Origin of the sequence: Halorubrum depositum (genome assembly GCF_007671725.1) — an archaeon.
GTDB lineage: Archaea > Halobacteriota > Halobacteria > Halobacteriales > Haloferacaceae > Halorubrum > Halorubrum depositum.
In genome coordinates this window covers 90,707-117,586 of the sequence record NZ_VCNM01000001.1, presented here as the reverse complement: position 1 = coordinate 117,586, position 26,880 = coordinate 90,707, and the positions used below count along the sequence as shown (strand labels likewise).

The 26,880-nt window shown below is 57.9% G+C and carries 24 protein-coding genes, 1 tRNA gene and 1 pseudogene; 15 read left to right on the top strand and 11 right to left on the bottom strand.

The features are described 5' to 3' along the window. The first annotated feature begins 28 nt into the window (after positions 1-28). On the top strand, positions 29-1,462 hold the full coding sequence (locus FGM06_RS00615) for a DEAD/DEAH box helicase family protein (protein ID WP_144796454.1): 1,434 nt from the start codon (positions 29-31) through the stop codon (positions 1,460-1,462). Between the two features lie 34 nt (positions 1,463-1,496). Here the strand turns inward: FGM06_RS00615 and udk are convergent, their stop codons facing one another. Further along, positions 1,497-2,192, bottom strand: a complete 696-nt coding sequence (gene udk, locus FGM06_RS00610) for a uridine kinase (protein ID WP_144796452.1) — start codon at positions 2,190-2,192, stop codon at positions 1,497-1,499. Positions 2,193-2,448: 256 nt separating this feature from the next. On the opposite strand from udk, the gene FGM06_RS00605 reads away from it, so the two are divergent. The 8 genes from FGM06_RS00605 (at position 2,449) to FGM06_RS00570 (ending at position 12,797) form a co-directional block, all read left to right on the top strand. Beyond that, positions 2,449-3,078 carry a CBS domain-containing protein gene (locus FGM06_RS00605; protein ID WP_144796450.1) on the top strand — a complete coding sequence of 210 codons (630 nt, stop codon included), beginning with the start codon at positions 2,449-2,451 and terminating at the stop codon, positions 3,076-3,078. Between the two features lie 102 nt (positions 3,079-3,180). Beyond that, entirely contained in the window at positions 3,181-3,762 is a 582-nt protein-coding gene (locus tag FGM06_RS00600; RefSeq protein ID WP_144796448.1) for a GNAT family N-acetyltransferase, read from the top strand. Positions 3,763-3,830: 68 nt separating this feature from the next. Beyond that, positions 3,831-3,904, top strand: a tRNA-Thr gene (locus tag FGM06_RS00595). A 138-nt stretch (positions 3,905-4,042) separates the two neighbouring features. Next, positions 4,043-6,055: a DUF7845 domain-containing protein gene (locus tag FGM06_RS00590; RefSeq protein ID WP_144796446.1), complete on the top strand. Its 2,013-nt coding sequence runs from the start codon at positions 4,043-4,045 to the stop codon at positions 6,053-6,055. Between the two features lie 955 nt (positions 6,056-7,010). Further along, positions 7,011-7,211: a hypothetical protein gene (locus FGM06_RS00580; RefSeq protein ID WP_144796444.1), complete on the top strand. Its 201-nt coding sequence runs from the start codon at positions 7,011-7,013 to the stop codon at positions 7,209-7,211. Then, a complete protein-coding gene (locus FGM06_RS00575) occupies positions 7,204-11,646 on the top strand; it encodes a PKD domain-containing protein (RefSeq protein ID WP_144796442.1) in 4,443 nt (1,480 codons plus the stop codon). Before FGM06_RS00580 ends, FGM06_RS00575 begins: the two co-directional genes overlap by 8 nt. A gap of 45 nt (positions 11,647-11,691) precedes the next feature. After that, a complete protein-coding gene (locus FGM06_RS16325) occupies positions 11,692-11,817 on the top strand; it encodes a hypothetical protein (RefSeq protein WP_277752393.1) in 126 nt (41 codons plus the stop codon). Positions 11,818-11,855: 38 nt separating this feature from the next. Further along, positions 11,856-12,797 (top strand): restriction endonuclease, encoded by a 942-nt coding sequence (locus FGM06_RS00570; protein ID WP_241662508.1) that lies wholly within the window; start codon positions 11,856-11,858, stop codon positions 12,795-12,797. 658 nt (positions 12,798-13,455) lie between these two features. Here FGM06_RS00570 and FGM06_RS16220 read toward each other — a convergent pair. From FGM06_RS16220 to FGM06_RS16210, 6 genes and pseudogenes are all read right to left on the bottom strand, one after another. Further along, positions 13,456-13,650, bottom strand: a pseudogene (locus FGM06_RS16220) (site-specific integrase); the annotation flags it as partial. A 133-nt stretch (positions 13,651-13,783) separates the two neighbouring features. Then, positions 13,784-15,712 carry a hypothetical protein gene (locus FGM06_RS00560; protein ID WP_144796440.1) on the bottom strand — a complete coding sequence of 643 codons (1,929 nt, stop codon included), beginning with the start codon at positions 15,710-15,712 and terminating at the stop codon, positions 13,784-13,786. Between the two features lie 1,148 nt (positions 15,713-16,860). Then, the gene (locus FGM06_RS00555; RefSeq protein ID WP_144796438.1) at positions 16,861-17,349 is read right to left on the bottom strand and encodes a hypothetical protein; all 489 of its coding nucleotides are present in this window, start codon (positions 17,347-17,349) and stop codon (positions 16,861-16,863) included. Continuing rightward, positions 17,342-17,929: a nucleotidyltransferase domain-containing protein gene (locus FGM06_RS00550; protein WP_144796436.1), complete on the bottom strand. Its 588-nt coding sequence runs from the start codon at positions 17,927-17,929 to the stop codon at positions 17,342-17,344. Before FGM06_RS00550 ends, FGM06_RS00555 begins: the two co-directional genes overlap by 8 nt. Positions 17,930-18,094: 165 nt before the next feature. Beyond that, positions 18,095-18,385, bottom strand: a complete 291-nt coding sequence (locus tag FGM06_RS16215; RefSeq protein ID WP_241662506.1) for a tyrosine-type recombinase/integrase — start codon at positions 18,383-18,385, stop codon at positions 18,095-18,097. Further along, positions 18,315-18,689 carry a site-specific integrase gene (locus FGM06_RS16210; RefSeq protein ID WP_241662505.1) on the bottom strand — a complete coding sequence of 125 codons (375 nt, stop codon included), beginning with the start codon at positions 18,687-18,689 and terminating at the stop codon, positions 18,315-18,317. The genes FGM06_RS16215 and FGM06_RS16210 overlap by 71 nt, the downstream gene beginning before the upstream one ends. Before the next feature lie 417 nt (positions 18,690-19,106). On the opposite strand from FGM06_RS16210, the gene FGM06_RS00540 reads away from it, so the two are divergent. From FGM06_RS00540 to FGM06_RS00525, 4 genes are read left to right on the top strand one after another with little or no spacing between them, the layout of a single operon-like run. Then, entirely contained in the window at positions 19,107-19,799 is a 693-nt protein-coding gene (locus FGM06_RS00540) for a hypothetical protein (RefSeq protein WP_144796433.1), read from the top strand. A gap of 1 nt (position 19,800) precedes the next feature. After that, the gene (locus FGM06_RS00535) at positions 19,801-20,661 is read left to right on the top strand and encodes a serine/threonine protein kinase (RefSeq protein ID WP_144796431.1); all 861 of its coding nucleotides are present in this window, start codon (positions 19,801-19,803) and stop codon (positions 20,659-20,661) included. Positions 20,662-20,663: 2 nt separating this feature from the next. After that, a complete protein-coding gene (locus FGM06_RS00530) occupies positions 20,664-21,866 on the top strand; it encodes a hypothetical protein (protein ID WP_144796429.1) in 1,203 nt (400 codons plus the stop codon). Between the two features lie 24 nt (positions 21,867-21,890). After that, on the top strand, positions 21,891-22,577 hold the full coding sequence (locus FGM06_RS00525) for a metallophosphoesterase family protein (RefSeq protein WP_144796427.1): 687 nt from the start codon (positions 21,891-21,893) through the stop codon (positions 22,575-22,577). Positions 22,578-23,033: 456 nt separating this feature from the next. Here FGM06_RS00525 and FGM06_RS00520 read toward each other — a convergent pair whose 3' ends face one another. Then, complete coding sequence (locus FGM06_RS00520; protein ID WP_144796425.1) at positions 23,034-23,600, bottom strand: DUF7342 family protein; 567 nt, start codon at positions 23,598-23,600, stop codon at positions 23,034-23,036. 300 nt (positions 23,601-23,900) lie between these two features. Here FGM06_RS00520 and FGM06_RS00515 point away from each other — a divergent pair, with 300 nt between their 5' ends. Then, positions 23,901-24,095 carry a hypothetical protein gene (locus tag FGM06_RS00515; protein ID WP_050023531.1) on the top strand — a complete coding sequence of 65 codons (195 nt, stop codon included), beginning with the start codon at positions 23,901-23,903 and terminating at the stop codon, positions 24,093-24,095. Positions 24,096-24,183: 88 nt separating this feature from the next. Here FGM06_RS00515 and FGM06_RS00510 read toward each other — a convergent pair whose 3' ends face one another. Further along, positions 24,184-25,428, bottom strand: a complete 1,245-nt coding sequence (locus FGM06_RS00510; protein WP_144796423.1) for a tyrosine-type recombinase/integrase — start codon at positions 25,426-25,428, stop codon at positions 24,184-24,186. A gap of 136 nt (positions 25,429-25,564) precedes the next feature. On the opposite strand from FGM06_RS00510, the gene FGM06_RS00505 reads away from it, so the two are divergent. Then, positions 25,565-25,771, top strand: coding sequence for a hypothetical protein (locus FGM06_RS00505; protein WP_094522573.1), 207 nt, complete (start codon positions 25,565-25,567; stop codon positions 25,769-25,771). 39 nt (positions 25,772-25,810) lie between these two features. Here FGM06_RS00505 and FGM06_RS00500 read toward each other — a convergent pair whose 3' ends face one another. Continuing rightward, entirely contained in the window at positions 25,811-26,230 is a 420-nt protein-coding gene (locus FGM06_RS00500) for a universal stress protein (protein WP_144796421.1), read from the bottom strand. 73 nt (positions 26,231-26,303) lie between these two features. Beyond that, entirely contained in the window at positions 26,304-26,822 is a 519-nt protein-coding gene (locus tag FGM06_RS00495; RefSeq protein ID WP_144796419.1) for a CinA family protein, read from the bottom strand. Positions 26,823-26,880: the final 58 nt, after the last annotated feature.

Sequence of the window (26,880 nt, the reverse complement as noted above, 5' to 3'; positions counted from 1 at the left end):
TTTGTAAGTCGGTCGGCAACGTCCGGCGATGAACGTCCGGCTGACCTACGAGGGAGGGACGATCCGGGTCGACGCCGGGAGGTCGGCCGGTGAGACGGAGGGGTCGGTCGACGGCACCGGGGCGCCGGTCGACGGCGGCGGCCTCGACTCGCTCCCGCCGCTCCCGGGCGTCGAGGTCGACCCCCGCTCGGGGACCGGGCGGGCCCCCGCGTACCGCTACGCCGCGATCCGGCGGGCCCTGGAGGTCGCCGGCGTGAGCGTCGAGGACCGCGTGCTGGACGCGAGCGATCGCGCCGCGCGCGAGGCCGGGCTCCCGGACGCGCTCGCGACCGACTACGACCTGCGTGAGTACCAGCGCGAAGCCCTCGACGCGTGGCGCGACGCGGGCGACCGCGGCGTGCTCGAACTCCCGACCGGCGCTGGCAAGACCGTGATCGCGATCCGTGCGATGGTCGAACTGGGGGTTCCGACGCTCGTCGTCGTCCCCACGGTCGACCTGCTCGACCAGTGGCAGCGGGAGCTCGAGCGGGAGTTCGACGTCCCGATCGGCCGGTTCGGCGGCGGCGAGCAGCGCCGCGAGGCGATCACGGTGTCGACGTACGACTCGGCGTACCTGAAGGCCGACGGCGTCGGCGACGCCTTCGAATTCGTCGTCTTCGACGAGGTCCACCACCTCGGCGGCGAGGGGTACCGCGACGTCGCGCGCCTGCTCGCGGCGCCCGCGCGCCTCGGCCTGACGGCGACGTTCGAGCGCCCCGACGGCGCCCACGAGGCGGTCGCGGAGCTGATCGGCGACCGCGTCTACGCGCTCGACGTCGACGACCTCGCGGGCGACCACCTCGCTCCCTACGACATCCGGCGGATCGAGGTGGAGCTGACGCCGGAAGAGCGCGAGCGCTACGACGAGAGGCAGGGCACCTTCGTCGAGTACGTCCGCGACGCGGGGATCACCTTCACCAGCGGGAGCGACTATCAGGAACTGGTCAAGCGCTCCGGCAACGACCCGGCCGCCCGCGAGGCCCTCCTCGCGAAGCAGGACGCCCGCGAGATCATGATGAACGCGGATCGGAAGGTCGACCGCCTCGAATCCGTCCTCGACCGCCACCGCGGCGACCGCGTGATCGTGTTCACCGCCCACACCGACCTCGTCTACCGGCTCTCCGAGCGGTTCCTCCTCCCCGCGATAACCGCGGAGACGGGCGCGAAGGAGCGCCGCGAGATATTGGAGCGGTTCCGCGACGGGACCTACGGCCGGGTCGTGGCCGCGAACGTCCTCGACGAGGGCGTCGACGTCCCGGACGCGAACGTCGCCGTCGTGCTGTCTGGGTCCGGGAGCGAACGGGAGTTCACCCAACGGCTCGGGCGCGTGCTCCGACCGAAAGAGGACGGCGGCCGGGCGACCCTCTACGAGGTCGTCAGCGCGGAGACGGCGGAAGAGCGGGTGGCGAGCCGCCGGCGGTGAAGAGGGGAAGCTGTTTAAATAGGCTCCCGTGCGCTCAGTCCCCGTCCACGTCGAGCGAGCGCTTCTCGCCGAGTTCTTCCTCCAGGCTCCCGCGCTCCCAGCTCCGGACCGCGTCGCCCTCGACCTCGGCGCGGAGCTTCTCCTCTAAGAGGTTCACGGCGACGCTGTTGGCGCCCTCGGGGATGATCACGTCCGCGTGCTTCTTCGACGGCTCGATGAACTGCTCGTGCATCGGCTTCACCGTCGAGAGGTACTGGTCGATGACGCCCTCCAGGTCGCGGCCGCGCTCGATCACGTCCCGGCGGATCCGGCGCAGGATGCGGACGTCGGCGTCGGTCTCGACGAACAGCCGGAGGTCCATCATGTCGTTTATCTCCTCGTCGTACAGCGCCAAGATCCCCTCGAGCACGATGACGTCGGTCGGCTCGACCGTGACCCGCTCTGCTTTCCGGTTGTGGATCTCGAAGTCGTACTGCGGCATCTGGACGGACTGGCCCTCCAACAGGGCTTCGAGGTGTTCGCGGAGGAGCTCCCACTCGAACGCCGAGGGGTGGTCGTAGTTGACCGACTGCCGCTCCTCGAAGTCCAGGTGCGAGAGGTCCTCGTAGTAGTTGTCCAGCGGGATGCGGGTGACGCTGTCGCCGAGGTCGCGGGTGACGAGCCGAGAGACGGTCGTCTTCCCCGCGCCGGTCCCCCCCGCGATCCCGATCACGAACGAGGGAATGGTCATGTGCCCGCTCGAACGCCGGAGGGTTTGAACCCTCCTCTTCGGCCCGCGGCGACGAGCCGAGCGGTGCGTCGACGGTGAACGCGTCGCAACGCGGGAGGGCACGTCGCAGGGGGCGTCGAACACGCCGGCGTGTGAAGACGACGGAGAGCGAACACGACGGAACCGTCGTTTTCCGTGCCGATCGGGTTCCTACGTTCGGAACCCGTATAACGATATCGGGGGCAGCTTTTAGCCGTTCGCGTCGGATCCTCGCTCCATGCGAACAGACACCACGGTTCGTGACGTGATGCATCGCGAGTTCCTCGGCGTGAGCGAGTCCGACGGCCTGGCCGACGCGGCGGGGCTGATGGTCGAGGAGGAGACCGACTGTCTCGTCGTCGTTCGCGGCGGCGAGCCCGTGGGGCGGCTCGGCTGTCGGGACGCGCTCGGCGCGCTCCTCGACGCCGACGATCGGAGCGACGGCAACGCCGACGCTCACACGGTCGGATCGGTGATGGGCCCGCCCCTCCCGACGGTGACGCCGGACGACTCGCTCGCGGCCGTCGAGGAACGGCTCGTCTCCGAGGGCGTCGACCGCGTCGTGGCGGTCGAGGCCGGCGAGGCGGTCGGCGTCGTCACCGCCGGTGACGCGCTGGCCGCGGGGGCGCCGCGGACCGGCGACGGCGCCCGCGAGGCCGCCGTCGGCGACGAGACGCTCCGCGGAACGCGGCGCGGCGACGAGGGGATGCTCGGCTCGGACGGCGGCGTCGCTCCGGCGAGCGAGGCCGCCACGACGGACGCGGCGGAGTCGCCGACGCAGGGGGTCTGCGAGAGCTGCGGGGCGCTCGTCCCCGACCTGGTGACCGCCAACGGGCAGGCCGTCTGTCCCGACTGCCGCGAGGTGTGAGCCGCGCGGCCGTCTCTCCTCCCGCCCTCCCGACCGGTGGTCACGGCCGCTCCCCCGCCGCGTCGGTACCCTCATGCCGCGCCGCGCCGAACGGGCGGTCGAATGTCCGACGACGAGCGGTCGACGGTCGCGCCGGCGATGGTCGACGACGTCGACGACGTCACGGACCTGTGGGTCGCGCTGGCGGAGGATCAGCGGAGCCACGGCTCGACGCTGCTCGCCGAGTCGAACCGCGCCGCGGTGCGCGAGTGGGTCGCCCGCTCGGTCGTCACCGGGGAGCTACTCGTCGCTCGCGAAGGTGACGATGGCGATAGCGACGGCGGCGACGGCGACGGCGACCCGATCGGCTTCGTCGGCTTTTCGATCGACCGCGAGGGATACGAGCGCGAGCGCGTCCGCGGCACGGTGAGCAACCTGTTCGTCGTCCCCGAGCGACGCGGCGAGGGGGTCGGCGCCGACCTCCTCGACGCCGCCGAGCGCGCCCTCGCGGCCGAGGGCGCCGAGACCGTCGCGCTGGAGGCGCTCGCCGACAACGGCCGGGCCCGCGCCTTCTACGCCACCCACGGGTACGACGTCCACCGCGTCGAGCTGACGAAGCCGCTGGCGGAGGGGGCGGGCGACGGGACCAGCGGCGAGACCGACGGCGGCGAGTCTGAGAGCGACCCCGCGGGCGGAACCGAGTGACCGCGAGCGGGCGTCACGCTCGCCGAAAGCGACACGCACTCATACGAGGCCCGAGTACGCCAGCCTGCGCCAGGGGAGCATGGGCGGTTCATGCACTCGACTTGTAATCGAGACTTCCGGGGTTCAAATCCCTGCCCTGGCTTGAAACGGTTCGTTCAATTTCCCCTGCTAAAGGGGAGTTCGCACCTGATACAACTAGTGTCCACCCAAATAAAATGGGGTGTCGCGCGAGCCGACCCGTGGCTCCGCGCGCCAGCGGCGACGGAAGCGGGTGGTCGCAGTGACCGACCCAGACGATTTCATCGGACAGCTCGACAAGGCCGAGGCGGTCACTAACGACCAAGCCGACTCGATTCAGTCGTCGGTCGAACGAACGGAGACTGACGAGCGTCGGGAGAGCGTCGACACCTCCTTGGATGCGTCTGTATCAAAGGGATCGCGTCGACGAGTTGGGGCGTCTCGTTTTGTAGCTCGTTGTCGGTTCTGTCGGTGTAAGTTCCAACAGCATCGCATCGCGGTGAGACATGAGGGTAGGTGCGACGCGGAACCGGTCGCGCAGTATCGATACTGCGGCGAGACACATCCCCGGACTGACGACCCGGACATCCATCTCAAGACCTGTGAGACGTACGAGCGCGCCGAGAAACGCCTCGACGACGAGGCCGAGTCGGATGGAGATGATAACGGTCAGGAGACTGAGACCGCCAACTCTGACGACGACCACTTCTCCCGTCGGTTCATCGACCCACAACCCCACGAGTTCCACGCCTATCTCAAATGGAACTGTGAGGACCTAGCTAATCCGCTTCGATCGTACTTCGGCCTGCGCTCCCTTCAGGGAGAGCACGACTTCGAGCAGCACGGGCGACTCAGGACGACGGCCGAAATCGATGGAACCGAGTGGAACGTTGAGTTTGGTTTCAAATCCTCCGGGCTTGCCCCACGCGCTGCCGAGAATTTCCAACTCGATGAGGTCCGTGAGTACCTCGTATATGTCTATCCGAAAGGATACGACTCATGGGGTGCTGCCAAGTCGGAAGCTCGGAAGCGCGCGTACTTCCGAATCTCTCCTCGGTGGCCAGACATCGAGACGAAGGAGGGGAACAGGGCGATGTCCAATCCCTACGACCTAGAGGGATACGACGTGGAAGTTGAGGGGTCATATTGGGACTTCGAGCAGTACCCGACGGTGCTCCGGCAGTCGCTCGATGCGCTCGCGGCACGTCAGGGGTTCCGGTTCAACAGTCCGACCCCCATCTACCCAGGCGACTTTGACGAGGACCGTCTGCATAAGTCGTCAAATATCGTCGACGCGGAGCTGTACGTCAGAGTACTCAACGGAGAGACCGGTAAGGTCATCGCGTACGACGGAACGCTTCACGAGATTTCCCTGTTGCTCGCCGGCGACCGCGAGGGATACACGAAGTCGGTCCGCGACGACCGTGAGTGTCCCGGTCACTACCATACCGCGACGATCGACTCCCGCCGTGCTGCCGAATTAGTCGGCGGTCACGAGCTCGCGAAGGAGTTCAAACATTACCACATGCGAAACCCCGACGCGGTCGAGGGGATTGCTCTCGAAAATCCGAAGATTGGGGTCTCCTTCCAGAATTCAATCCACGACGACACGCTGTACTGGAACGACCTCGACACGCTCGTCACGGAGCTCGACGAGGCGCTGTTGAACGTCCTCAACTGGTCGAACATTCCGACCCGTCCCGATGGCCAGATCTTCGTCGCAGACGACTACTTCGAGGTGACCGGTTCTCGTCGGTGGCGGAAGCTACTCCCCGACCGTCTGCCGCGAATTGAGGACAAACAAGACGACCAGATCTTCGCGACGGCGGCGCAGATGAACGAGACGGACACAGAGATGGTCGAGACGCTACTCACAGACGGCAGAGAGACGTCGCCGAAGGAGTTGGCCAATCCATCGGCGTTCATATCGACACCGTCTATCGCGCTCTCAAGCGGCTCTCTCCGCTCGTGGATCATACCTACGGAGAGGTTCAACTCGGATCGAAGTACATCGCCCAGGAGCTCACAGGGTACATCGACTCGGTGTCGAACAGCATCAAGTCCGGCTTGGAGAACGCTCTTGACGGGCTCACCAGAGCGGAGGCTCACGGCGGTGGCGACGATCCGTGGAGTCGGTGGCTCGACAGGTACGGCGGAGAGATCAGCCGGACGGAGGGGCCGGATCCAGACAAGCTTGACATCGGATTCCAGCCCGACTCCCTCGCTGAGGCGCGTCGGCTCTTCCGGAGTGGGGCGAGCCAGTGGTCGAAGGTGACGGGTGAAGACCTTCGGCAGTTCGCGTTCGAGTTCGCGCCAACGATCACTCTCGTCGACGGTCGGATATACGAACCCCGTCGCTTTGCCGACGCATTAGGGACTCCCGGCTAGCGCGGCACCTCGTGAGAGGCATCACTATCGATCCGGGGAATTAGCGGCCTATTTTGCTTCTTTTCTGATGGTGTTCGCGACTAGTTCGTCGATCCCTCGCTCTCTCAGTGACGATACCGTCTCCCGCACCGCCCTAACTCCGAGGTGGGGTCCCACCTTTCCGTTAGGTGTGTGGCTAAGAAGCCACTAGAGTAAACCACTGCCTCGCTTCGCTCGGCAGATTCCAGCAGAAACACAGGGGTCGGCGCGCCTGACTCGGCGCGCCTCGATCAGCTATGTCCAATCTATAGGACTTTGAGACTATACGCAGAGTAGCGCTCCGACTCAAACACCAGAGTAGTCAGACTACTAGCGTGTTCCCCCTGACTCGCAGCCATTCGCGCCGGTCCTCGTAGTCAGAAATGAGGATCCCGACGCTGTCGAAGAGATTGGTCCGGATGTAGTTGACGGTTGATTTATCGAATCCTGGATGAGAAACAGTGATCTCAATGCTGTCTGCGGATCCAAGAGAGAAGAAAGGTCAAATTAACGAATGTAATATTGACTTATAGATTATGTCAATCCATTATGTAGATTTTTCTTATTTATTATAAGTCTGTGTATGCTTACGATGCGAGGAATGTCAACCACTCGTCACAATGGTGGTGGCTGGGAATGATCGGATCGCCCAAGAAAACAGCTGTCGTAGCAGTTGCCCTGTTCCTGACATTGTTAGTGGGATCGGGAGCAGGATTCGGACAACCAACCAGTGCACAGATTCAACAAACACCTTCCAGTTCAACCAGGACGGAGTCGTCAACGTGGTTGACGTCCAGAAACTGTTCAACGAGGTGCTGAGCTAAATGAGCACACGTAACATCACACTGTACAACCGCCAACCCTTCGCGGACGGACTGACACCGGCTGATGTTCAGACGCGCGAAGAGATTGCAAACCAAGAGTACGGTGACGATATGGGCGATCTCAGTCTCGACACGCGGTTAGAGATCGAGCAGAAGTACCACGAGCAGTTTAACGGAGAGGGTGGTGAGTCAGATGATTAGGAAGAGACTCGTCACGGTGTTCATTGTATTGTTAATGCTTACAGTCGGTCCGATATCAGCGGTTGGAACGGTTTCTGCTGCGGACGGTGGGACAATCTCGAACGTCAACGTATTCGGCGTAACTGACGAAGATGGGGACGGTAAATACTCTTCGATCGGTATAGCCATTGCCGCCGACACGCGAGTCGGACAGGTCGGAGACTTTTCGACCAACCCATACTTCAAGATATACGTCAATGATCAACTTGTACGTACCACGACGATAGTAGAAACCGAGCAGAACGGCATTTTCGAGTACTCACTCTCGCAGAAGGAACTTGCGGATATCTCAGCTGGCCAGGCGGACGTACGGGTCGAACTCTGGGAGGGCGACTCGGTCTCGAGCGACGATTATTTTGCAACTTGGGATGACTCGGGAGAATACGTTGAGTTCGAACCTGAGAGCGAGGATTATACTATCAGGGAACGTAGTCTCAAGGGTATTCGGCCACTCGACAGCTCCTATGAGGCTGCAAGCAAACGACTTAGTCAGGACTATCTTTTAAATGAGAATCTTGATGGTGTCTTGGACGCGTTCGGGGCACTTGTTCCGGATTCCGAAAGGGAAGCCGAGCTAGAGTCTGCAATCACAGTCCTTGACGATGCTGCTGGGACCTCTGCTGGGGGCATTGGAACCAGCTTGCTCTCGGCGCCAGAGGTGGGCGTTGAGCTAGCGACGTCAGTCCAGGCGGGCAAACTCTCTAACACCCTGTCAAAGACAGATAGGAACACGCGAGAGGATTTCCATCGTAACCTCGACAAACTGAAACAGAACACACAAACGGTCGTTGATAGTTCGGACGTTTCGGACTCAACACTTGAGAAACGCCTCTCGATTATCGAGACCGTCTATAAGAAATCGAAAAAGTACGAATCGGAGGTCGACAACAGCTATACTGACAACCAGCAGTTCTTCCCTGATCTAATAGTTGAAGTATTTGGAGCGGACCAACAGAGCTACCAGACGGTTAAGGGTAATTTCGACCAGCTTCAGCAGACCCTCATCGCAGACTACTACTTTACTCAACTTGCGCTCAATCCGAACCAGACGCCATCGAACCTGACGAATATCGTTGATGACGAGGAGCCTGAGTACCCCGATGCGAAGATTACAGATGTCTCCTATCCGAAGACGGTCCACGTTGGCGAGACGGTAACGGTATCAATGACAGTTGAAACCCAGTATGCGGACACGCCGTACCAGACGTTCACGCTGGGACTCCCAGACGATGAACGCGTCTCTGACATATCGACCGCCTCAAACACCCTCCCCGATCCTTCTTACGCGAAGGTGTATGCCAGCGGGAGCAAACTCTGGGGAGACTATGGTGAGACCGAAAAGACGGTCAATTACCCAGTCGTTGAGGCAGGAGACAGCTTGAATGGTGGGACGACTCATTCAATTACGGTAACATTCACGCCAACAGAGGTGGGTGACATTCGGGTTTGGGCAAAATCGATCGCTTGGGCGGACAACTCTCGAGGGAGCCTCAACCCGGACCCGGGATGGGAAGATGCTGGCAACACTGGTGTGCTGAAGGACGACCAAGGAGAGTACGCATATGAGCACGTTATCACTGTCGAACAAAAAGACACTTCAACACCAACTGCGACTGCTGGCAAAGACAAGACGATCTCTGTTGGTGAGACCGTATCGTTCGACGGAAGCATCTCCTCTGATAACGTCGGTATTGAGTCCTACGAGTGGGACATTGATGACGACGGTAACTACGAGAAACCCGGAGCGACAGTCTCCCACACTTTCCAAAACGTTGGTACTCAAACCGTTACTCTCCGCGTTACTGACGCCGCGGGGAACGCAGACACCGACACTGTGCAGGTAACTGTCGGAGATCCTGTCAGTCCCACGGCAGACGCTGGAGGAGACAAGACGGCTTCCATCGGCAGTGAGATCTCTTTTGATGGAAGTGGATCGTCAGATAATGTTGGCATCACCACCTATGAATGGGATCTTGACGATGACGGTAACTTCGAGAAATCCAGTGGGTCACCTTCTATCGCACACACGTTCCAAACGACCGGGACGAAAGATGTCACATTACGAGTGAGAGATGGCGCAGGGAATACGGACACCGACACCGTTTCCGTGACCGTCGAAGATGGGACCGACCCAACAGCCGATGCTGGCCCACATAAAACGACTACTGTTGGAAGTAGTGTCACTTTCGACGGAAGTGGATCGTCAGATAATGTTGGCATCACTACCTACGAATGGGATCTTGACGATGATGGTGACTTCGAGAAATCCAGTGGGTCATCTTCTATCGCACACACGTTCCAGAATACGGGTCCGACGATTGTCACGCTTCGTGTCTCTGATGCAGCTGGAAACACGGATACCGACACCGTGGAAGTGACCGTCGAAGACGATGCAGGACCGACTGCTGATGCGGGAGATGATATAGCCGTTTCAATCGGTGTCGAGGTGAATTTCGACGGAAGTGGCTCCTCTGACAATGTCGGTATCGAGTCCTACGAGTGGGGCATCGATGGCGACGGAGACTACGAGAAATACGGACCGACCGTCTCCCACACCTTCCAGACCGTGGGTACTCAAACCGTTACTCTCCGCGTTACTGACGCCGCAGGGAACGCAGACACCGATACTGTGCAAGTAACTGTTGAAGATACCGCCAGTCCCACCGCAGATGCTGGAGGAGATAAAACGGCTTCCATCGGCAGCGAGATATCTTTCGACGGAAGTGGCTCCTCTGACAATGTCGGTATCGAGTCCTACGAGTGGGACATCGATGGCGACGGTGACTACGAGAAATACGGACCGACCGTCTCCCACACCTTCCGAACTGCGGGTACTAACACAGTCACTCTCCGTGTGTCGGATGCGGAAGGCAACATGGATACAGATACCGTCGAGGTGGCTATCGAGGACAATTCGCCACCTACTGCTACTGGTGGCGAAGACAAGAGTATCTCTGTCGGTGAGACCGTATCGTTCGATGGAAGTGGATCGTCTGACAATGTCGGTATCGAATCCTACGAGTGGGACGTTGATGGCGACGGTGACTACGAGAAATCCGGACAGTCTATCACGCATACGTACCAAGCCACCGGTACTCAGACAGTGACTCTGCGTGTTTCCGATGCCACAGGAAACACGGACACCGACACCGTGGAAGTGACCGTCGAGTCGCCGGATCCGGCGAACTTCCAGATCTCGAACCTGAGCGCACCGGAGAACGCGACACAGGGCGACGCGATCGACGTCTCCGCCAACGCCACCAACGACGGTGAACAGGTGGCCACCCAGTCGGTGGCGTTCCGGCTCGACGCTGACGACGACGGCTTTGGCGACGACGACGTGGTCCTCACTCGGGAGGTCCAGTTGGATCCTGAACAGTCGACGACTGTCACCTTCAGTGACATTGATACGAGCGACCTTGACGCCGGCGACTACGACCACGGCGTCTTTACCGACGACGACTCGGCGACCGCGACGATCACGATCGACGCGCCCGAACCGGAGCCGGCGGACTTCCAGGTCTCGAACCTGAGCGCGCCGGGCGCGGCGACGCAGGGCGAGAACATCACCGTCTCGGCGGACATCAGCAACGCCGGTGGACAGGAAGCCACGCAGTCGGTGGCGTTCGGTCTCGACACCGACGATGACGGCACCCTCGAAGAGCTGACCGCGCAGGACGTGACGCTGACGTCCGATGAGACGCGGACCGTCACGTTCGACGGGATCGATACGGGCGTCCTCGCACCTGGCGACTACACCCACGGCGTCTCCACGGAGAACGACTCGGCGACCGCGACGATCACGATCGACGCGCCCGAACCAGAGCCGGCGAACTTCCAAGTCTCGAACCTGAGCGCGCCGGCTACTGCCACGCAGGGCGACGCCGTCGACGTCTCCACCGACGTCACCAACGACGGCGGTCAAGGCGCAACGCAGTCGGTCGAGTTCCGGCTCGACGCCGAGGGCGACGGCTTCGGCGACGACGACGACGTGGTCATCTCTCAGGACGTCCAGTTAGAGCCCGGAGAGTCGACGACCGTCGAGTTCACCGGCATCGGGACGGACGGTCTCGAAGCCGGCGATTACGCTCACGGCGTCTTCGCCGAGAACGACTCCGAGACCGCGACCCTCTCGGTCGAGGAACCGGACGACGGCAAGGGGGAGGGACCGCCGGCGATCGGCGACTTCGAGAACGCGCCGACGGACCCGGACGGTGACGGCCTCTACGAGGACGTCAACGGCGACGGCGACTTCACCATCGTCGACGTCCAAGCGCTGTTCGCCAACCTCGACGACGAAACGGTCCAGAGCAGCCTCGACGCGTTCGACTTCAACGGTGACGAAACGGTTGACGTCGTCGACGTGCAGAAGCTGTTCACTGAGGAGGGAACATAACTGAGTACAAGCAACATCGGGACGACATTCGAGTTGGAAAGCATCATGACCATCGCGACGGTGGCGCTGGTAGTGGCTGCCAGCTTCGGCGGCGCTGCACTGGGCGTCGGACCGATCGATAGCCAGGAAACGGTGGCAGCACAGCAGGAGAACCCGCTCAAGACGCGGTGAGCCTCTAGCCGAACAGCGCGACCGTCACGAGCGGCGAGATGACGACGTACGACGTGGTCGTCGACGCGACCAATGGAGGTGTCGGTGCCTACGACTTCGCCGTCAGCATCGCCGATCCGAGCGTCACCTCAATATCCGATGTCGCCGTCAACGGAGACCCGGCCGATCAGACGACCGACATCTCGATCGCGAACGACGGGTCCTCGGCCGACGTGAGAGCCACGCTCGCCGACCAACTTCGAGCAGCCAGCACGGACGGAACTGCCCACGAGGAGTTCGAGAAACTCGTCGCGAAGGCCTTCTCCAAATTAGGGTGTACCGCTGACTGGATCGAGGGAGGGGGTGATACCGATGTGGAGATCCGACCCCCAAAACACGTCGTTGTCGAAGTGAAAGCTCGGGGTAATGGGCGAATCAACTCCTTGGAGGTCACTAATGTGGACAAGCACCGCCGCCAACGAGGGGCCGACCATGCTATCGTGGTCGCCCCGGGGTTCGTACCGAAGGTCATCGACAACGCCGAGACGACCGATCTGACCACCCTTGCCGTCGATGACCTCGTCGAGCTCCTCGACCGCCGGGACCGATACGCTGTTCCCCCGGAGGAGACCCTGGCTCTCTTGACCCGCTCCGGAGCCTTCCAGGACGACAGGCTTGATCTCCTCGACGAATCCATTCAGGACCGCGTTGACGCCGGAGAGACCCTCCTCGCAGTCATCCGGGCCCTCGAACGCGCCGATGGGGCTGTGGAAACGGCGGAAGACGTCCGGTGGATCGTCGTAGGCATGGAGGACTCCGACGATGTCCCGTCCATCAAAGAGGTTCGGTCCGCCCTCCAACTCCTCGCACACCCGAGCATAGGGGTTGTAACACAAGACGAGGACGGGTATCGGGTCACCACCAACTACGAGAACGGGGTCCAGCTAGTGCGGTCCCTCGGAGACGTTGTACAATCCCCTGCCGAAGAAGGGGACAGCTAACAAGCGGAGTGACCGATTTCGACATTTCAGTTCCATCAAACCTGTCGAATTCGAGTATTATGGGTGCTTCCTCTCTTCCCGGCTCTGGGGATTCAAGCGATCCCTAGTTTTTGCCAGGGAAGTCCCCGGAGTAGCCCCGGAAGTCCCGACCAACTCCCCGGAGATTTTGAGAGGTCCCTCCGAGAATCGGACGTCGTTGACGCAGTCCACCAGAGACATCTTACTGTCTCCTAGAAATGGCCGGTAGTTGCTAACCGAAGTATCGGCCGATTTCGGCGTTTTCGTTCGATCAAAAATGCTGAATTCGGATATTCCGAGTACCCCCTATCCTCTGACTCTAGAGACACGTGCCACGTCCAGTCTTTACCGGGACACTCCCGAGTCTCCCCCGGGAACCCCGACCAATTCTCCGGGACCGTTTCGGTTGGGAGTCGCGTACCTGTGATACTTCACAGACACTGTGCTTCCCCCCTCTATGGGCGGCAGCTACTGACTACAACATCGCTCGATTTTACCGTTTCATTCCCACTGGAACTGCCAAACTCACATATTTAGAGGGCTTCGCGTTCATGCCCCTGGTGCGGAGAATAATCTTCCCGGTATCTGTTGGGGCTGTTTCCGGGGGAAGGGGATGATCTCGACCAATTCTCTCGAGGCGTTACCCGTGAAGCCCAGCTGATTCGAAGGCGTCGTCGACGGCGGTGGGGGCAGGAGCGTTGAGATACGGCACGATAGCTTGGAAGGAGTCCCACCCGCCGACCTGTCTCACCACTCGGGGATTCATGTTTTCCTCCACGAGTAACCGCTGGGCGAATCGCCGGCGAAGGTCGTGGGAGATCACATGACGGTAGTCCGAATAAATCGGTACTCGTTGAAAGCTAGATTTTGACTGATCGGTGATTGAATTCGGCCTCACGGTGTTGGACCCGAGCAATCCCGCTTCTGTAATTCGATGAACACACAGAGTTGACTTCAGGTGCCATCGATTACGACCCGGCGGCGAGGACGTCGTACAGCCTTGAGACCACTGCACACACGCTAAAGCTAAACATCGTAACCGCGATTAGCGCGAACGGACCGAAAATCAACATCACGAACAGTGGAAGCGGAGCCTGAAAGGCGAGTTGAATAACGACGATCGCGATACAGAACTCAGCGAAGAGTATCCACAATATCTCCCGGAAGACGGGCGCATGAAATCCGCCCGCGAGCGTCCTGTCGCTCAGTGTGAGTATCCTATCCCTGCCGCCCTCCTGGTCAATCGGCAGTTGCTCTATCGAGACTGACAGCAAAAGTAATCCGATGCTGATGTAGAGGTAGGTCAAAAGAGGTTGCCATCCGAGCAACGCGATCGATGACGCCGCCTCGAGACGCACGTTCCCTGTCGGTGGGACTGACCGAAGCACTCCACCTCGCAGACCCCCGAGAAGTAGTGTCAGCGCGTTGATACCGAGATAGCCGGCGATCGCGACCTCGATCGAAACGATGCGCACGTCAGACTCAGACATATGCTCATCGGAGTCGTCGTCAGGTGGAATGCCCAACTGGGGAGGGTCTCGCGGAACCATCTCTCGGGAGAGCTCGAAGAACGGGAATGCTTCGATCCGTTGCATCCCGTACAGCCGGCGTGTCGGCGAGAGTTGTGAGAGGAGACTGATGACGCACAGGAGGAGCAACGCCGGCCAGTACGCGAACGCGACCACGATGCCGAAGACTTCCCCAACCAACGCGTCCGGTCCGCCGGTTGGAGTCAGCCATCGCGCGACGGCGAAGAGGGCTGAAAGCTGTGTGAACGCGAACAGCAACCACCCTATCGCGAAGACATCCATCGGAGGGCGACGTACCAATCGTTTCGGTCCGGAATGGTCGACCTCGCCATCATCTCTATCGACGGAATAGGACAGCCGTTGAAGCATCCGGTACCAGTACCAGAGGTTGAACAGGCCGACCGACACCGGAATCATTGTCCAGCTCAACTGTTCCAGTGGAACTAAGAATGCCTGAAGGGGCGCACCGCTCACACCAAGCCGCCACAACTCGGTCAGCAGCGCCTCGAAGTGCGCAACCTGGCTCGGCGCGAACCCCATCTGGAGCAGCCTTACTGAAATCGAGAATCCGAGGACGATCACGAGCATCCCATAAAGTCCCTCTCGACCACTTCTGAGCACGTTCAAGTGCGAGTAGATCCGGCCTTCGAGATCCTTGCTCCCGCGGAGGACTTTCCTTGACCTGGGGCCGAGGTCGCGTCGACCGTCGAGCCAGTCGCCGAGAAGCCAGATTGCGATGACGGATTCCAAGATCGGGAACGTGTTCACCCCGAGCGCACCTAGGATGCCGAGGAACAGACAGTAGAGAGCAGGAACAGCGGCGATGCTGCCTGCTGCAGCGAACTCGGCGTCGCGCCACCGGTTCGACGAGCGGGTCGATCTCTCCACGGTGTGTTCGGTTGATCCGCTACGGACCCGAGTGAACCACACGCCCAACATAGACCGGAGCGCTTGGGTAGGAGTCTCGCCAGTGAAGATGTCATCTTCGCCCCGATGGGTGTGGTAGTACGCAAACACTTGGATGGTGAAGACAAACACCCCGACCGTCGCTACGGCAGCACCGAAGCTCATTTCAGGAATCCTCAGCGCAACGAGCAGAGGCAACGCAAGTAATGTGCTCTGAAAGGAGGACAGCACTCTGAAGCCCTTCGCGACTGCCTCCGAATCGATCGTCGGCCGAAAGATCGCGGGGATCACCTGATAGAACGCCGCAAAGAGGATCAATCCCTGGAACGCTACCTCAACAGCGAGCGGTTGTGGGAACAGCTCAAGTCCGGTCGAAATGAGCAGCGCCAGCTCGTTCCCGAGGGGTCCTACGACGATCTCGAAGAGGTGCCAGAGCACATCGACCGAAACGAGGATCGCCACGATCCGTTTTCCACCCCACTCTGGGGAACGCATAGGCCGAGTGACTTTCGACGTTGACGCGTATTAGTATACATCGCGTATCGCGTGTATATGTGACGTATCATCTCTGTTCGAGACGGCAGCGTAAAACTCCGATGCTGACGCCTCGAATCTCACAACGCGGCGAGCGTCCCCCGCGTCGGCTCCTACATCCCTGACAGAATGTCACAATCCATCGACATTGAGCACTTCGCCGTGGATGAACAACGCCTCGTTACTGTCGAGGAAGGCCGCGATTGCCCTGTTCTCCCCGTCGTCCTTTTCCTACCTTCCACGTCGACAAACCGCCACAGCATCTACTACCGGGCAAGGTTCTGAGCTATAGCAATCAGATCTGGATTGGAGATAGAACCCCGTCAACTACGTGCGCACTATAGGCCATGACACGACCGACGTGGGACGTTGGAGATGCAATTCCTGAACCGAATTCGGATGTTTCGGCGGGAAAAGGCCGTTTTCTCGACACAACCCGGTACCGCGAGTCGTTTTTAATTAACACTCCAATATCCTCGACCAACTGGCAATTGTATGGAGTTATCCCCGGCCAATTCGACCCGGCTTAATAGTTGACGAACCCACACCCAGTATAATACAAATCGGTCGTTTCCTCGGGCGAAAATGACGGTTTAGCCGGTAGAATAACCTACAGCGTCCGACACTGAAGACGATCTCAGTCAATGCTCGGAGGTCCCGGGCGACAACCGGAGTCGATAGGTCGAGATTCCGGCCATTTCTACCCGGACCAATGGAGAGTGAACCCGACTCTCCGGAAATCGAATACGGACATTTCGCCCGGCGAAAAAGGCGATTCTACCGACAGAACAGAGTTATTCGCTGACTCATCCATTTGTTGCTCATCGGAGCCTGTCAGTTCTCGGCCATCACCCGACCAATTTATGCCGGTGAGCCGGGAAGGCTCACCCCCGAGATCCCCAACCGTTGTATCCGTATTCCTAAATCCGAATTTCGACGTTCCGGCCGAGCGAGATTCCGATTCTACGGATAGATCGGATTTACTTCCACCGGGGATCTTCCTCACCGTCGATCTCCTGTTCTCTCCTCCGGCTCCCCCGGCCCTCAGTGGCGACCCTATCTACTCTTGGAGTACCTCACCCCCGACAGAGACACTCGTGTGACACCCGCGTCATATCGACGAGGTGCCGGTGGATATCGTCGGCGAGCCGGTACATCGCCTCGGCCTGTTCCTTCGTCGCGATACCAAGTCTGTAATAGGTCTTCGTTCGATTCCGGTTCCACAGCTCGGCAAGGTCCTCCCCAAACGCGTCGTCGTAGAGGCCAATCTCGGCACCACGTTGGTAGAGTCGTCGGTGGCTGCTGATGACCTCCGCTGCGGACATGGCTCCATCGTGGATCAATCGGAACTGGATAGTGCGCTCGATAGCGACGAACGCCGACTCGATCACGACTGTGTAGTACCCTTGCTCGAGGAGATTCGAGCCGACCTCCAACAGCCGGCAGGCACGGCGAAGTTGGACCAACTCTGCGTCGTCGACGTCCAGTCCCTCCTCGATCGTTCCGGGACTGCCCTCGAAGGTTCGCTCGGCCTCCACCAATTGGTCTCGAATATCGTCATTCATCGGCGTACACCTCGGTCCGGAGCTCGGAGAGTTGGTCGGAACCCACCAACGTAATCCCGTCGTCGAACTGCGGGCGGAGTTGGGCACCAATTCGTTGGACGCTGTCCGTCGATTCGACGAGCGGCTGGTACGTGTACCGATTCCCCTCGAACCGTTGATCTTCGAGATCACTAACGACTGACTGAACGGTCCGACGAGCTACCGTTCTATCTTCGTCGACGATCACCAAGAGGTCGATGTCGCTGGTCCTATCTGCTTCCCCCCGAGCGACGCTTCCGAACAGGACGACCCCGACTATCTCGTCCAACCGGCCCTGGAGTTGTTGCAGAAATGCCTGGACTGGTTGGTGAAACTCGTCCTGCGGAATCGAGAGAACCGGGTCCGGTTTTGTGAGCCGGTCACGGTTGATCCGGACCTGCTGGGTCCGCCCGTCCTGTGCAGTCTCGATGACATCGAGATCGGAAAGTAGCCTAACTGCCTTTGAGATCGTTCCTTGATTTGCCCCTGTGAGGTTCGCGAGCTCGCTCATCGAGTACGTCGCATACGGCTGGTCGATGAGAATGTCGAGAACGTCCTGCATCGCTTGGTATCGGAATACCCGATCCTCCGGAAACGGATATTGCAACTCTATCGAGATAGAATCTTTCCTATTAGGCATACAATTCCTATTAGGAAATGGTCTGAAAACTCTGGCGGTGAACTGTTCCAATTATGACGTGCTGGATTCGGCTCTCTTAGTTCGGCCTCATGTCCGCATCGCCTCTCCGATACGTGCCTCGGTCGGCTCTGCAAGGTAGGGCTCGATAGCGGAGTAGTCAGACCACCCACCGACACTCATCATAGTCCGGACGTCGACCTGGCGCTCGACGAGATGATACGTCGCCCAGGACCGACGGAGGTCATGCAACGAGACTGACTGCCAGCGTGGGTCGTCAGTTTTCTCTGAAACGGCGTGAGCCGCTTCCTTAACCCATCGACGAACAGAGGGGGTAACTGGCGTCGACCCACGGGTTGGATAGGCTGAGGTCTCGTTCACGGCTGTATTTGTGGATGTCCTCGGCGACGTCGTCGGGCATCCATGCGTCGCGTGTCGTCTTTGACCCGCCTTTCGTATTCTTCCCCTGGATCTCGAAGAGCCAGATGTCGCCATCGTCGGAGTACCGGAGGTTGCTGTCGTTCGGATAGCTCACCTCCGACGCCCGGAGCCCGCACCGCCCCATCAGTTGAATTGCGACCTCACGCTCCCAACCATCCTCCCCAGCCGTTCGCTCGAGTCGATCCAGTTCGTCAGGGGAGAGCCAGCACTTTGTCACGTCATCGCTGTCATCGATGCGGACCATAATCGGATATCACAGTAAACCCGGTTATAGCTTTGCGTTCCTGAGGCCGACTTCACCGATTAGTGCCGTTCAACGGCTAGTTCGTAATCGGGTTATACAATAACTCGATTATAGGATGGGGTAATTACTATGACCGTTATATCTACCATCTGGTAGAGCAGTGGAATAATTGAACGCTCTGACTCACACAATTAGCGGGAAAATCCAGCTGATCTATTGACGAGGTACAGGATAGAGTCAGTTTTACCTAGAGGATGAGATAGACGTAAGAAACAAGATGAGGCCACGGTCAAGTTGATTTTCATAATCGGCCAGTACCCTAATTATTATTCACCGTAAATTCTGGGACAGGTTTTTATAACGAGTCTATCAAATTCAACCAATAAGGTCTGCCGAAAGGCAGGCAGGAGTGATACAATGGGATTTGATTCGGAACAGGAAATGAGAAAGGTGGCCATAGATTCGATTAGCCAAGACTTTGCGCAGGACGAATCCATTCTCCTAGAAGAATTTACTTATGGGAATGGCAGGGCAGACATTGTACTCGCAAATCCTTCAACAGCCTATCTTGATCACCGGATCAATGAATTGCGAATCTCCTCGGTATTAGAAAGAAAATCACACCTCCAGGCTTTTCTACAACTTCACGGACGGGGTCCGATTACTCGAGACTTTTACTATAGCGTTGGCGCAATGGGGAAGCGGAAAAAGAAAAATGCACTAGAGGAATTGATTAAAAAAGGGTTCGTTGATGAGCTAGATAATGGGAAAATACAGACTGCACATGATCTGCGGCGCCACGTAACCACATCATATTCTATAGAACTAAAACTTAGTAAGTGGAAGAAGGCACTGGAACAGGCCGTCCGAGGGAAGTCCTTCTCTGAGTATCAGTATGTGGCTTTAGACGAGGATAATGTTCTTAGAGCTATAGATAATCTCGAACTATTTGAGGAATATGGTGTTGGTTTGATGGAGATTTCCGAAGACGGAGACGTTTATATTCATAAAGAACCATCTCGTCAGAAACCATATTCACCAATGAATAAGTGGCGCCTGAATGAAAGGACTATAATGGAAGAACTTCCACAATCAATTTGCTCCGATTAATATGTCCCCAGATATAAGTAGATCAGAGGTTGAAGCAGCATTCCCTCAGTTTGAAATAATAGAAGAAATCAGACAGGGGAATATCAAGCAGGTTTACACCGCTGAATACGATGGTGAAAGAGTCTGTTTGAAGATTATACCTGTTGGTGATAATGGGAGATTACGAGAGTATACCCAGCGTGAAGTAGAGATCATGCAACGAATAGACTCCGAATATTTTGTTGACCTAGTTGATTCAGACGAAATATCTCTTGCAGGCCAACAGACCATAGTTCTTGTAGAGCAATACTTGGAAGGAGGTATTTTAAAAGATAGAATCGATAATCGCGAGACGAGCGTCTCACTTGGAATCAAGGTGGCAAACGCGATTCTAAGTGTCCTGCCCGAGTTTGCCAAGGACGATATTGTCCATCGAGATATTAAACCAGGCAATGTATTATTCACGTCAGAAGGCGAGATCCGTCTTATAGATGCTGGCGTCGCAAGAATGAACCAAAAAGATACACTCACTCCTGATTTTAAACAGAGTGGGCCTGGAACCCCTGCATACTCAGCACCCGAAGTTCTCCGAAACGAGAAGAAAAAGGAGAACACCCGCTCTGATTTGTTTTCTACAGGGATCGTATTCTTTGAGTCGATTACTGGGGAACACCCATTCAACCACACACGGGGGGACGCATCAGACGCGATTCGTGAATATAATCGGTTGGAGTTATCCGGGTACTTAGATAACCAACCCCTTGAGCGTGATTTGAATAGCTTCTATCTGCGAATGACCGAGTATGAACCCATGGATCGTTACCGCAAACCGCAACACGCCCAAGAAGACCTCGTTGAAATTTTCAACACCCACCTCAAATAAGAATGTTCGAAGAACCAACGTTCCTAGTCCAAATCGGACACAACGGTCATAAGCTGAGTCAATCACTAATCAGTCAGAATCACGCCGACGGCGCAATTCTCAGTCCGGCAGATTTCACTAAAGAAAAGAACAAAGAAATCGCTCAAGGAATTAACGATGAGGGCGGTACGGTACTCTTTGATCCACAATATTATATACCGAGAACTGAGCGTCCGGGCCTAGAGACATACGATTATTTTGACGATTTTGGTGGTGATGACTTTGATACTGCAATGGTTTCCAGCAGATATAGAGATCTTTGCTCAGACATAATCTCTGTCCAAGATGATCTTCAGACTGATGCATACATTGCACCAGCGAGAAATTTAGATGCATTCTCAGATGAAAAGATAGAGAGTTGGGTTGAACTGACTATGGAATTTAAACAAATAGCTGAAGAGATCGGAAGAGATATTCCAATTCTGGCCTCGCTACCGGTCTATCAAAAATCGCTCGTTGATGCTGGAAGACGGAGTGAGCTACTCAATCGTATAACGAAACATGATGTAGATGGATTCTACGTTTCCGCTGAGTTCGAAAAAGAACAAAGACATCCACTTACAGGATCTTCCGAGGTATATTCTCTACTGCAACTCTTGAACACTCTTAACAAAAATCGATATGAGGTGGTAGTCGGACATACTCACCAAATCGCTCATCTATTCTTTGGAATTGGAATCAATGCATTTGCGTCGGGGCACTATCAAAATCTGAGGGCGTTTGATACACGTAGGTGGGATCCGCAGGATGAGCAGGGAGGGGGACGTCTCGTTGTTAAGTACTATTCTGAGGAAATCCTAAATGAACTAAGAGTGGACCCAGAACTTGATCTAATGTACCAGAAGCCTGATTTTGATATAGAGACTATTCGTACTCCCTCACCTTATGATGAAGATCTCTTTGATGATTCTGTCCCACCATCTGCCACCGGTTGGGACTTCCGTGAAGCAGCTTGGGACCACTATCTGTGGTGTTGCAATCAAATAGCCGAAAAATATCGCGGTTTAGATGATGACGAGCGACTGGATACAGCGAAGGAGAAGTTGGAAGACGCCGAGGAGACATATAACAACGTGAATGATGTCTTCGGTATGTTGTCTGAGCCCGAGCCTGCGATATATTCTGACTGGCAGGTTGCTCTTTCGCTCATTGAGTCCGATTTATAACCCTGTGTCACAACTAATTCTCTAATGAGAATCGGCCTGGTTTCTGATGTTCACTCTAATTCGCCTGCTCTGGAGTCCGTATTTGAGGAACTAGAAAGACTGGGAGTTGACCGAACACTCTGTGCAGGAGATCTTTTAGGATATAATGCATTTCCAAACAAAACCCTCAATCAATTAATTGAGAATAATGTAACCGCTATCCGAGGAAATCATGATGAGGCTATAGTTACTGAGACCCCCTCAAATTTCAATATTCCAGCAAAGCGCGCTGTCGATTGGACTCGGCGACAGTTGTCTGATGAGGAGAAACAATATCTAAAGGATTTGCCGAACAAGCGACGAATGAGTATAGATGGCAAGGATGTAGTCGTAGCACACGGGTCCCCTACGAACCCGGTAAATCAATATGTGTTTGAGGAAGATGTGACTCCATCTGCATTAGACCACTGGTTTTCCTCAAAGCCAGATATAGTGGTCTTGGGACATATTCACCGACAATTCACAAAATCAATTAATGATGTGAAAGTGGTAAACCCTGGAAGTGTAGGCCAACCTAGAGACGGAGACAGTAGATCTGGGTTCGCGGTTTGGAATACGGAAGAGGGTTCTATTGATTTACACCGGACAGAATATAATATTGACAAAGCTGCTCGACGGACTCGTGCAGTTCTACCACGCGAATTAGGTGATAGGCTGAGCGAGGGTTTATAGACTGAATCTCTATAGAACCTTATTTTGTAGATTCTTCGACAGTACCAAGGATCAGAGGAAGAACTCGGAGAGGGTGAAACCGATTCTCGCCTAGATGATGAGATGGTGGCGATAACGTTTGTACGTCGTCTGACTCGCTATGTGATACTATGACTCTCTCTGCATCCGGGGAATATGTCCACCGAAGGAATGGGGAGGTGTCGTCTGTCTGGTCCGTCTGATACGTGATGATGAAATCTCTCGTCTCGTACCATTGAACCTCAAGAATGCCGTGTGCTGTCGATGAAGCCCTATCAGTAACAGTTGCACGTACCAGACGCGGATGAGTCCTCTGTGGCTCAAGGCTAACATTCTCGATCTCCTCCCGCTGATTCAGGAATCGATAAATTACCCGCAAGGACTCCCTATCTGGGTGGGTGTCCCACCGTTTGATCGTCGGGGTATGGTTGGTAGTCATTATTGCGACTCAGCCGGTGCATGGTCATCGGAGGGGATCTCAACAAACGCTGATATCAGGCGCCCATCATTCTGCTGGAGTTGACGTGCTGCCTCGTAAAGGCGGATATCCCGTTGGATACCGTCCCAGGTACCGATTGCCTGCATCAGTTCGTGTGTCGATCGATCACTGTTAGACGCGTATACTGAGGCAGTATCTGGCCCTTCGACACCGAACTCCTCTTGCAGCTCGGATTCTTTCGTTTCTAGCTCACGAACCCGCTCAGCGAGGTCTTGAACGGAATGTTCTTCCGAAATCTGGGTTACCTCTCGCCATTCCAGATATGCATCGTTCCGCCGGAACGCGAGAGACCAGTGCGAACTTTGGCATTCTGCGATTCCCATCTGATTCAGACGGTTCAAATGCTTCTTTGCGGTATTAGGGGCACATCTGGCAATCTCGGCAATATCATTGTGTCCTGTATATTCAGAAATACCTAGAATCGCTTCGTAAACCCGTCCAAATGCATCGTTGTCTCCTTCCCATGAATCGCGGATGTTGGTGACAACCTCCTCTGATGGTTCCATACGGTCTACTAGCCGGGTGGTGCAAACTATTTTTTGATTACGCAATTATCTGGTCTCACTAACCTATTTTTGTCTATGGTCCCTCGTCCCGAGTGTGAATCGCACATCGGCTCTTGAAGGAAATCCAAGATTGCTGGCCGCCGGGGTATCGGTCAGTACTGCGGTCCTTCCCGGAGTCGAGAACGAATTGACGCCGTAACCGACAGCACGAGGAACTCAAAAAATGTCCACAGAAGCGACCAGCATCTGCTCTAGCCAACGAATCACGCGCAAATCGGCTGCCCAGACGGAGGGCGAGCGATGAGTAGCCAAGAATCCATCTCAGAAGTGAGCCAATACGCGGACCGGAATACTGAGTTCCTGTCTCGGGTTCTCGCTCACGGCGACGAAGAGGCGAGAGCCTACGCACTCGCGCTGCTTGCCAACAGCGGCTCCGTCGAGGCGATAGATGAGGTCCAGGCGCAGTTGGACGAGATCCGCAGAGAGATCCGGTAACAGATCGTTCTCACATCAGCGTCACACCACAGTGAAGCAAGCCACTTTGTCAGCCGGTACTCACCGATGGAGAGGTAACGTTCGACCGCTATTCTTCCGAGAGCGCCTCTGCGAACTCACGAGCGTCTTCGACAAGTTCGGGATGGTCGTCGACGAGCTCGGAGAACGCACGGGACTGTTCGAGGTCGTCGAGGAGTTCGTTGTTGTCTTTGACGAAACTGAAGACGGCTTCCCGAACCTCCCGCTCCTCTTCCTCGATCGATCCGAGAGCTCCGTATTCGAGCGGCTGGTTACACCAGACACACGTCGCATGCTCCCGGGGGGTCCGTTCGTGACAGCGCGGACACTCCACCGGTCCGATGGGGTCGGGTTCCTCTTCTTCGACCTCCATTCCGTGTATTCGCGCGTATTCGGAGTCAGCCTCCCCTCCGAACCGGGCGATGTAGTGGGCCGTCGCGTCGCTTCCCCGTTTCCGTCCCTGTCGATCCTCGATACGGGCCTGACTCATCCCTTGGCGGGCGAGGTAGGTGGCGTTCGACTTCCGGAAGTTGGTCGGAGTGACAGGCTTATTGACGCCCGCACGGTCGGCAGAGTCCTCGAAGCAGTTTTTGAACTGCCGATAGCTGAGCCCTTCTGGCTTCGACAGCTTCGACCAAAGGGGAGCACCGGGATCGTCCGGTGCCGGATGGTCGGTCATCCACCGCTGGACGTACGGCACGCTCGGCACGAGGGAGACGGACCGCTGTCCGGTTTTCCCGTCGACTCGGATCATGAGTCCGTGCTCGTGGTCGCTCACGTCGCCGACAGTAAGGTCCTGAAGTTCCCCGCTCCGGGCCCCGGAGTCGAACGCCATCGCGATGAGTGCGGCGTCACGGGTGTTTCGCGTCGCCTCGATCATTGGAACGACGTCTTCGTTCCAGTCGAGCATATTCGAGGGATCGGGAACGGGGTTGTAACTGTTCGAGGTCCCGGACGGAATCCATTCGATGCCAGGGGGATATCCTTCGTCTTCAGTAACGCGTTTCCCGAAAACACGGAGGGCAGTTCGGTAGTCCGAGTTGGTGTTCTCGTTGTCGTAATTGCGGTTGATCCACCGAACGATGTCTTCCGTCGTGGACCGATCCTCAAGCGCTTCAGCGAGTCCACCAACTTCCTCGGCCATGATCGTGCAGTGCCTGAGAAGTTTGTTGTGCCGGTGGTCGGTATACTCCGATTTCAGGAGGTCGAGGCGGTCACTGAACGCGAGCAATACCTCCCTATCTTCCTCTTTGATGTCACTAGACGTCTCAATTCTGTCTTGGAGATTTCTGATTTGCTTCCTGATATCTGGCATTTTTAGGATACCTTATCTTTAATAGGTTGGACTTTGAACCTTCCGGTTGTGTTTCTGCCCTGGCTTCGATATTCTCCGTAGATCCGCGCCGACACCGTCGGGATCCGCTTATGTACGCTCCGAACGGATCCGCGGTATGGACCGGACCGACACCGCGCTGCTCGGGGTCGCCGGGGTCGTCGCCGCCCTCGTCCTCGCAATCGTCTTCGCCGCTGGCGTCCTGTTCGGCCTCGACGAGTCCGTGACGCGGCCGATCCGGCTGCTCGCCGTCGAGCCGTTCGCGTGGATCGTCGTCGCGGCGCTGCTCGTCGCGGTCGTCGGCCACGCGTACATCGACGGGTGACGACCCGACTCGGCGTCGACCCGATTGGGGCGTCCCCGCTCAGCGCACGACCGTCACGGGGACCGGCGAGTGCTGGAAGACGGACTTCGCCACGTTACCGACGAGGAGCCGGTCGGCCAGCGACCCGCCGTGCGTCCCGATCACGACCACGTCGAACTCGTCGGCGCGCTCGACGATCCGGCGGGCCGGCGACCCGACCTCCGCCAACGTGTCCAGCTCGACCCCGTACTCCTCGGCGATGTCGTGGGCCCGTTCGAACACGTCCTCGCAGAGCTCTCGGACCCGCTCCTCGCTGTCGTCCGCGAGAGCGATCCCCGTCGCCGCCCCCATCATCCGAGAGGGCTCCCCGACGACGTGTAACACCGTCACGTCGGCGTCCCGGTGCACGTCGAGCGCGTAGCGCAGCGCTCGCTCGGAGAGCTCTGAGTCGTCCATCGGCACCAGCACGCGTTCGACCATGGCGCCCGTACACGAGCCACGGGGATAAACGCTCGCGCGCTCGGACGTTCGACGCCGGCGTCGGCGACCGGTCTCACTCCCCGGCGTCGACCTCGCGGATCGCTCGGAGCAAGGCGTCGAGCGCGGCGTCGACCGCGCCGCGTTTCACGGCGGCGCGGTCCCCGTCGAGGACGACGCGCTCGCTCCGGACGAACGACGCCTCGGTCCCCCACGGCGCGGCGTACGCGACGCCGACGTAGACGAGGCCGACGGGCTTCTCCGCGCTGCCGCCGCCCGGGCCGGCGATCCCGGTGGTCGCGACCGCCCACGTCGTGCCCGCGCGGTCGCGCGCCCCGGCCGCCATCTCCTCCGCGACGGCCGCGCTCACGGCCCCCTCGGCGTCGAGCGACTCGCGGGAGACGCCGAGCAGCTCCCGCTTCGCGTCGTAGGCGTAGGTGACGAATCCCCGGTCGAAGTAGGCGCTCGCGCCGGGCACGTCCGTCACGCGCGAGCCGACCAGCCCGCCGGTCAGCGACTCCGCGACCGCGAGCGTCTCGTCGCGGTCGGTCAGCAGCTCGCGGAGGACCTCAGCGGCCGACTCGGTCTCGTCCATGCCCGCACTGAGACCCGCACGCCCGTGGGGTTTACGCTCGGCCGGGCGCAAGCGCCCC

Excerpts from the sequence above, each read along its gene's own strand:
- FGM06_RS00510 (WP_144796423.1), bottom strand. The coding sequence starts at position 25,428 with ATGCCAGATATCAGGAAGCAAATCAGAAATCTCCAAGACAGAATTGAG.
- FGM06_RS16325 (WP_277752393.1), top strand. The coding sequence starts at position 11,692 with ATGACCATCGCGACGGTGGCGCTGGTAGTGGCTGCCAGCTTCGGCGGC.
- FGM06_RS00515 (WP_050023531.1), top strand. The coding sequence starts at position 23,901 with ATGAGTAGCCAAGAATCCATCTCAGAAGTGAGCCAATACGCGGACCGG.
- FGM06_RS00495 (WP_144796419.1), bottom strand. The coding sequence starts at position 26,822 with ATGGACGAGACCGAGTCGGCCGCTGAGGTCCTCCGCGAGCTGCTGACC.
- FGM06_RS00540 (WP_144796433.1), top strand. The coding sequence starts at position 19,107 with ATGGGATTTGATTCGGAACAGGAAATGAGAAAGGTGGCCATAGATTCG.
- FGM06_RS00525 (WP_144796427.1), top strand. The coding sequence starts at position 21,891 with ATGAGAATCGGCCTGGTTTCTGATGTTCACTCTAATTCGCCTGCTCTG.
- FGM06_RS00605 (WP_144796450.1), top strand. The coding sequence starts at position 2,449 with ATGCGAACAGACACCACGGTTCGTGACGTGATGCATCGCGAGTTCCTC.
- FGM06_RS00575 (WP_144796442.1), top strand. The coding sequence starts at position 7,204 with ATGATTAGGAAGAGACTCGTCACGGTGTTCATTGTATTGTTAATGCTT.
- FGM06_RS00520 (WP_144796425.1), bottom strand. The coding sequence starts at position 23,600 with ATGGAACCATCAGAGGAGGTTGTCACCAACATCCGCGATTCATGGGAA.
- udk (WP_144796452.1), bottom strand. The coding sequence starts at position 2,192 with ATGACCATTCCCTCGTTCGTGATCGGGATCGCGGGGGGGACCGGCGCG.
- FGM06_RS00615 (WP_144796454.1), top strand. The coding sequence starts at position 29 with ATGAACGTCCGGCTGACCTACGAGGGAGGGACGATCCGGGTCGACGCC.
- FGM06_RS00570 (WP_241662508.1), top strand. The coding sequence starts at position 11,856 with ATGACGACGTACGACGTGGTCGTCGACGCGACCAATGGAGGTGTCGGT.
- FGM06_RS00600 (WP_144796448.1), top strand. The coding sequence starts at position 3,181 with ATGTCCGACGACGAGCGGTCGACGGTCGCGCCGGCGATGGTCGACGAC.
- FGM06_RS00580 (WP_144796444.1), top strand. The coding sequence starts at position 7,011 with ATGAGCACACGTAACATCACACTGTACAACCGCCAACCCTTCGCGGAC.
- FGM06_RS16210 (WP_241662505.1), bottom strand. The coding sequence starts at position 18,689 with ATGGTCCGCATCGATGACAGCGATGACGTGACAAAGTGCTGGCTCTCC.
- FGM06_RS00555 (WP_144796438.1), bottom strand. The coding sequence starts at position 17,349 with ATGAATGACGATATTCGAGACCAATTGGTGGAGGCCGAGCGAACCTTC.
- FGM06_RS00500 (WP_144796421.1), bottom strand. The coding sequence starts at position 26,230 with ATGGTCGAACGCGTGCTGGTGCCGATGGACGACTCAGAGCTCTCCGAG.
- FGM06_RS00505 (WP_094522573.1), top strand. The coding sequence starts at position 25,565 with ATGGACCGGACCGACACCGCGCTGCTCGGGGTCGCCGGGGTCGTCGCC.
- FGM06_RS00550 (WP_144796436.1), bottom strand. The coding sequence starts at position 17,929 with ATGCAGGACGTTCTCGACATTCTCATCGACCAGCCGTATGCGACGTAC.
- FGM06_RS00530 (WP_144796429.1), top strand. The coding sequence starts at position 20,664 with ATGTTCGAAGAACCAACGTTCCTAGTCCAAATCGGACACAACGGTCAT.
- FGM06_RS00535 (WP_144796431.1), top strand. The coding sequence starts at position 19,801 with ATGTCCCCAGATATAAGTAGATCAGAGGTTGAAGCAGCATTCCCTCAG.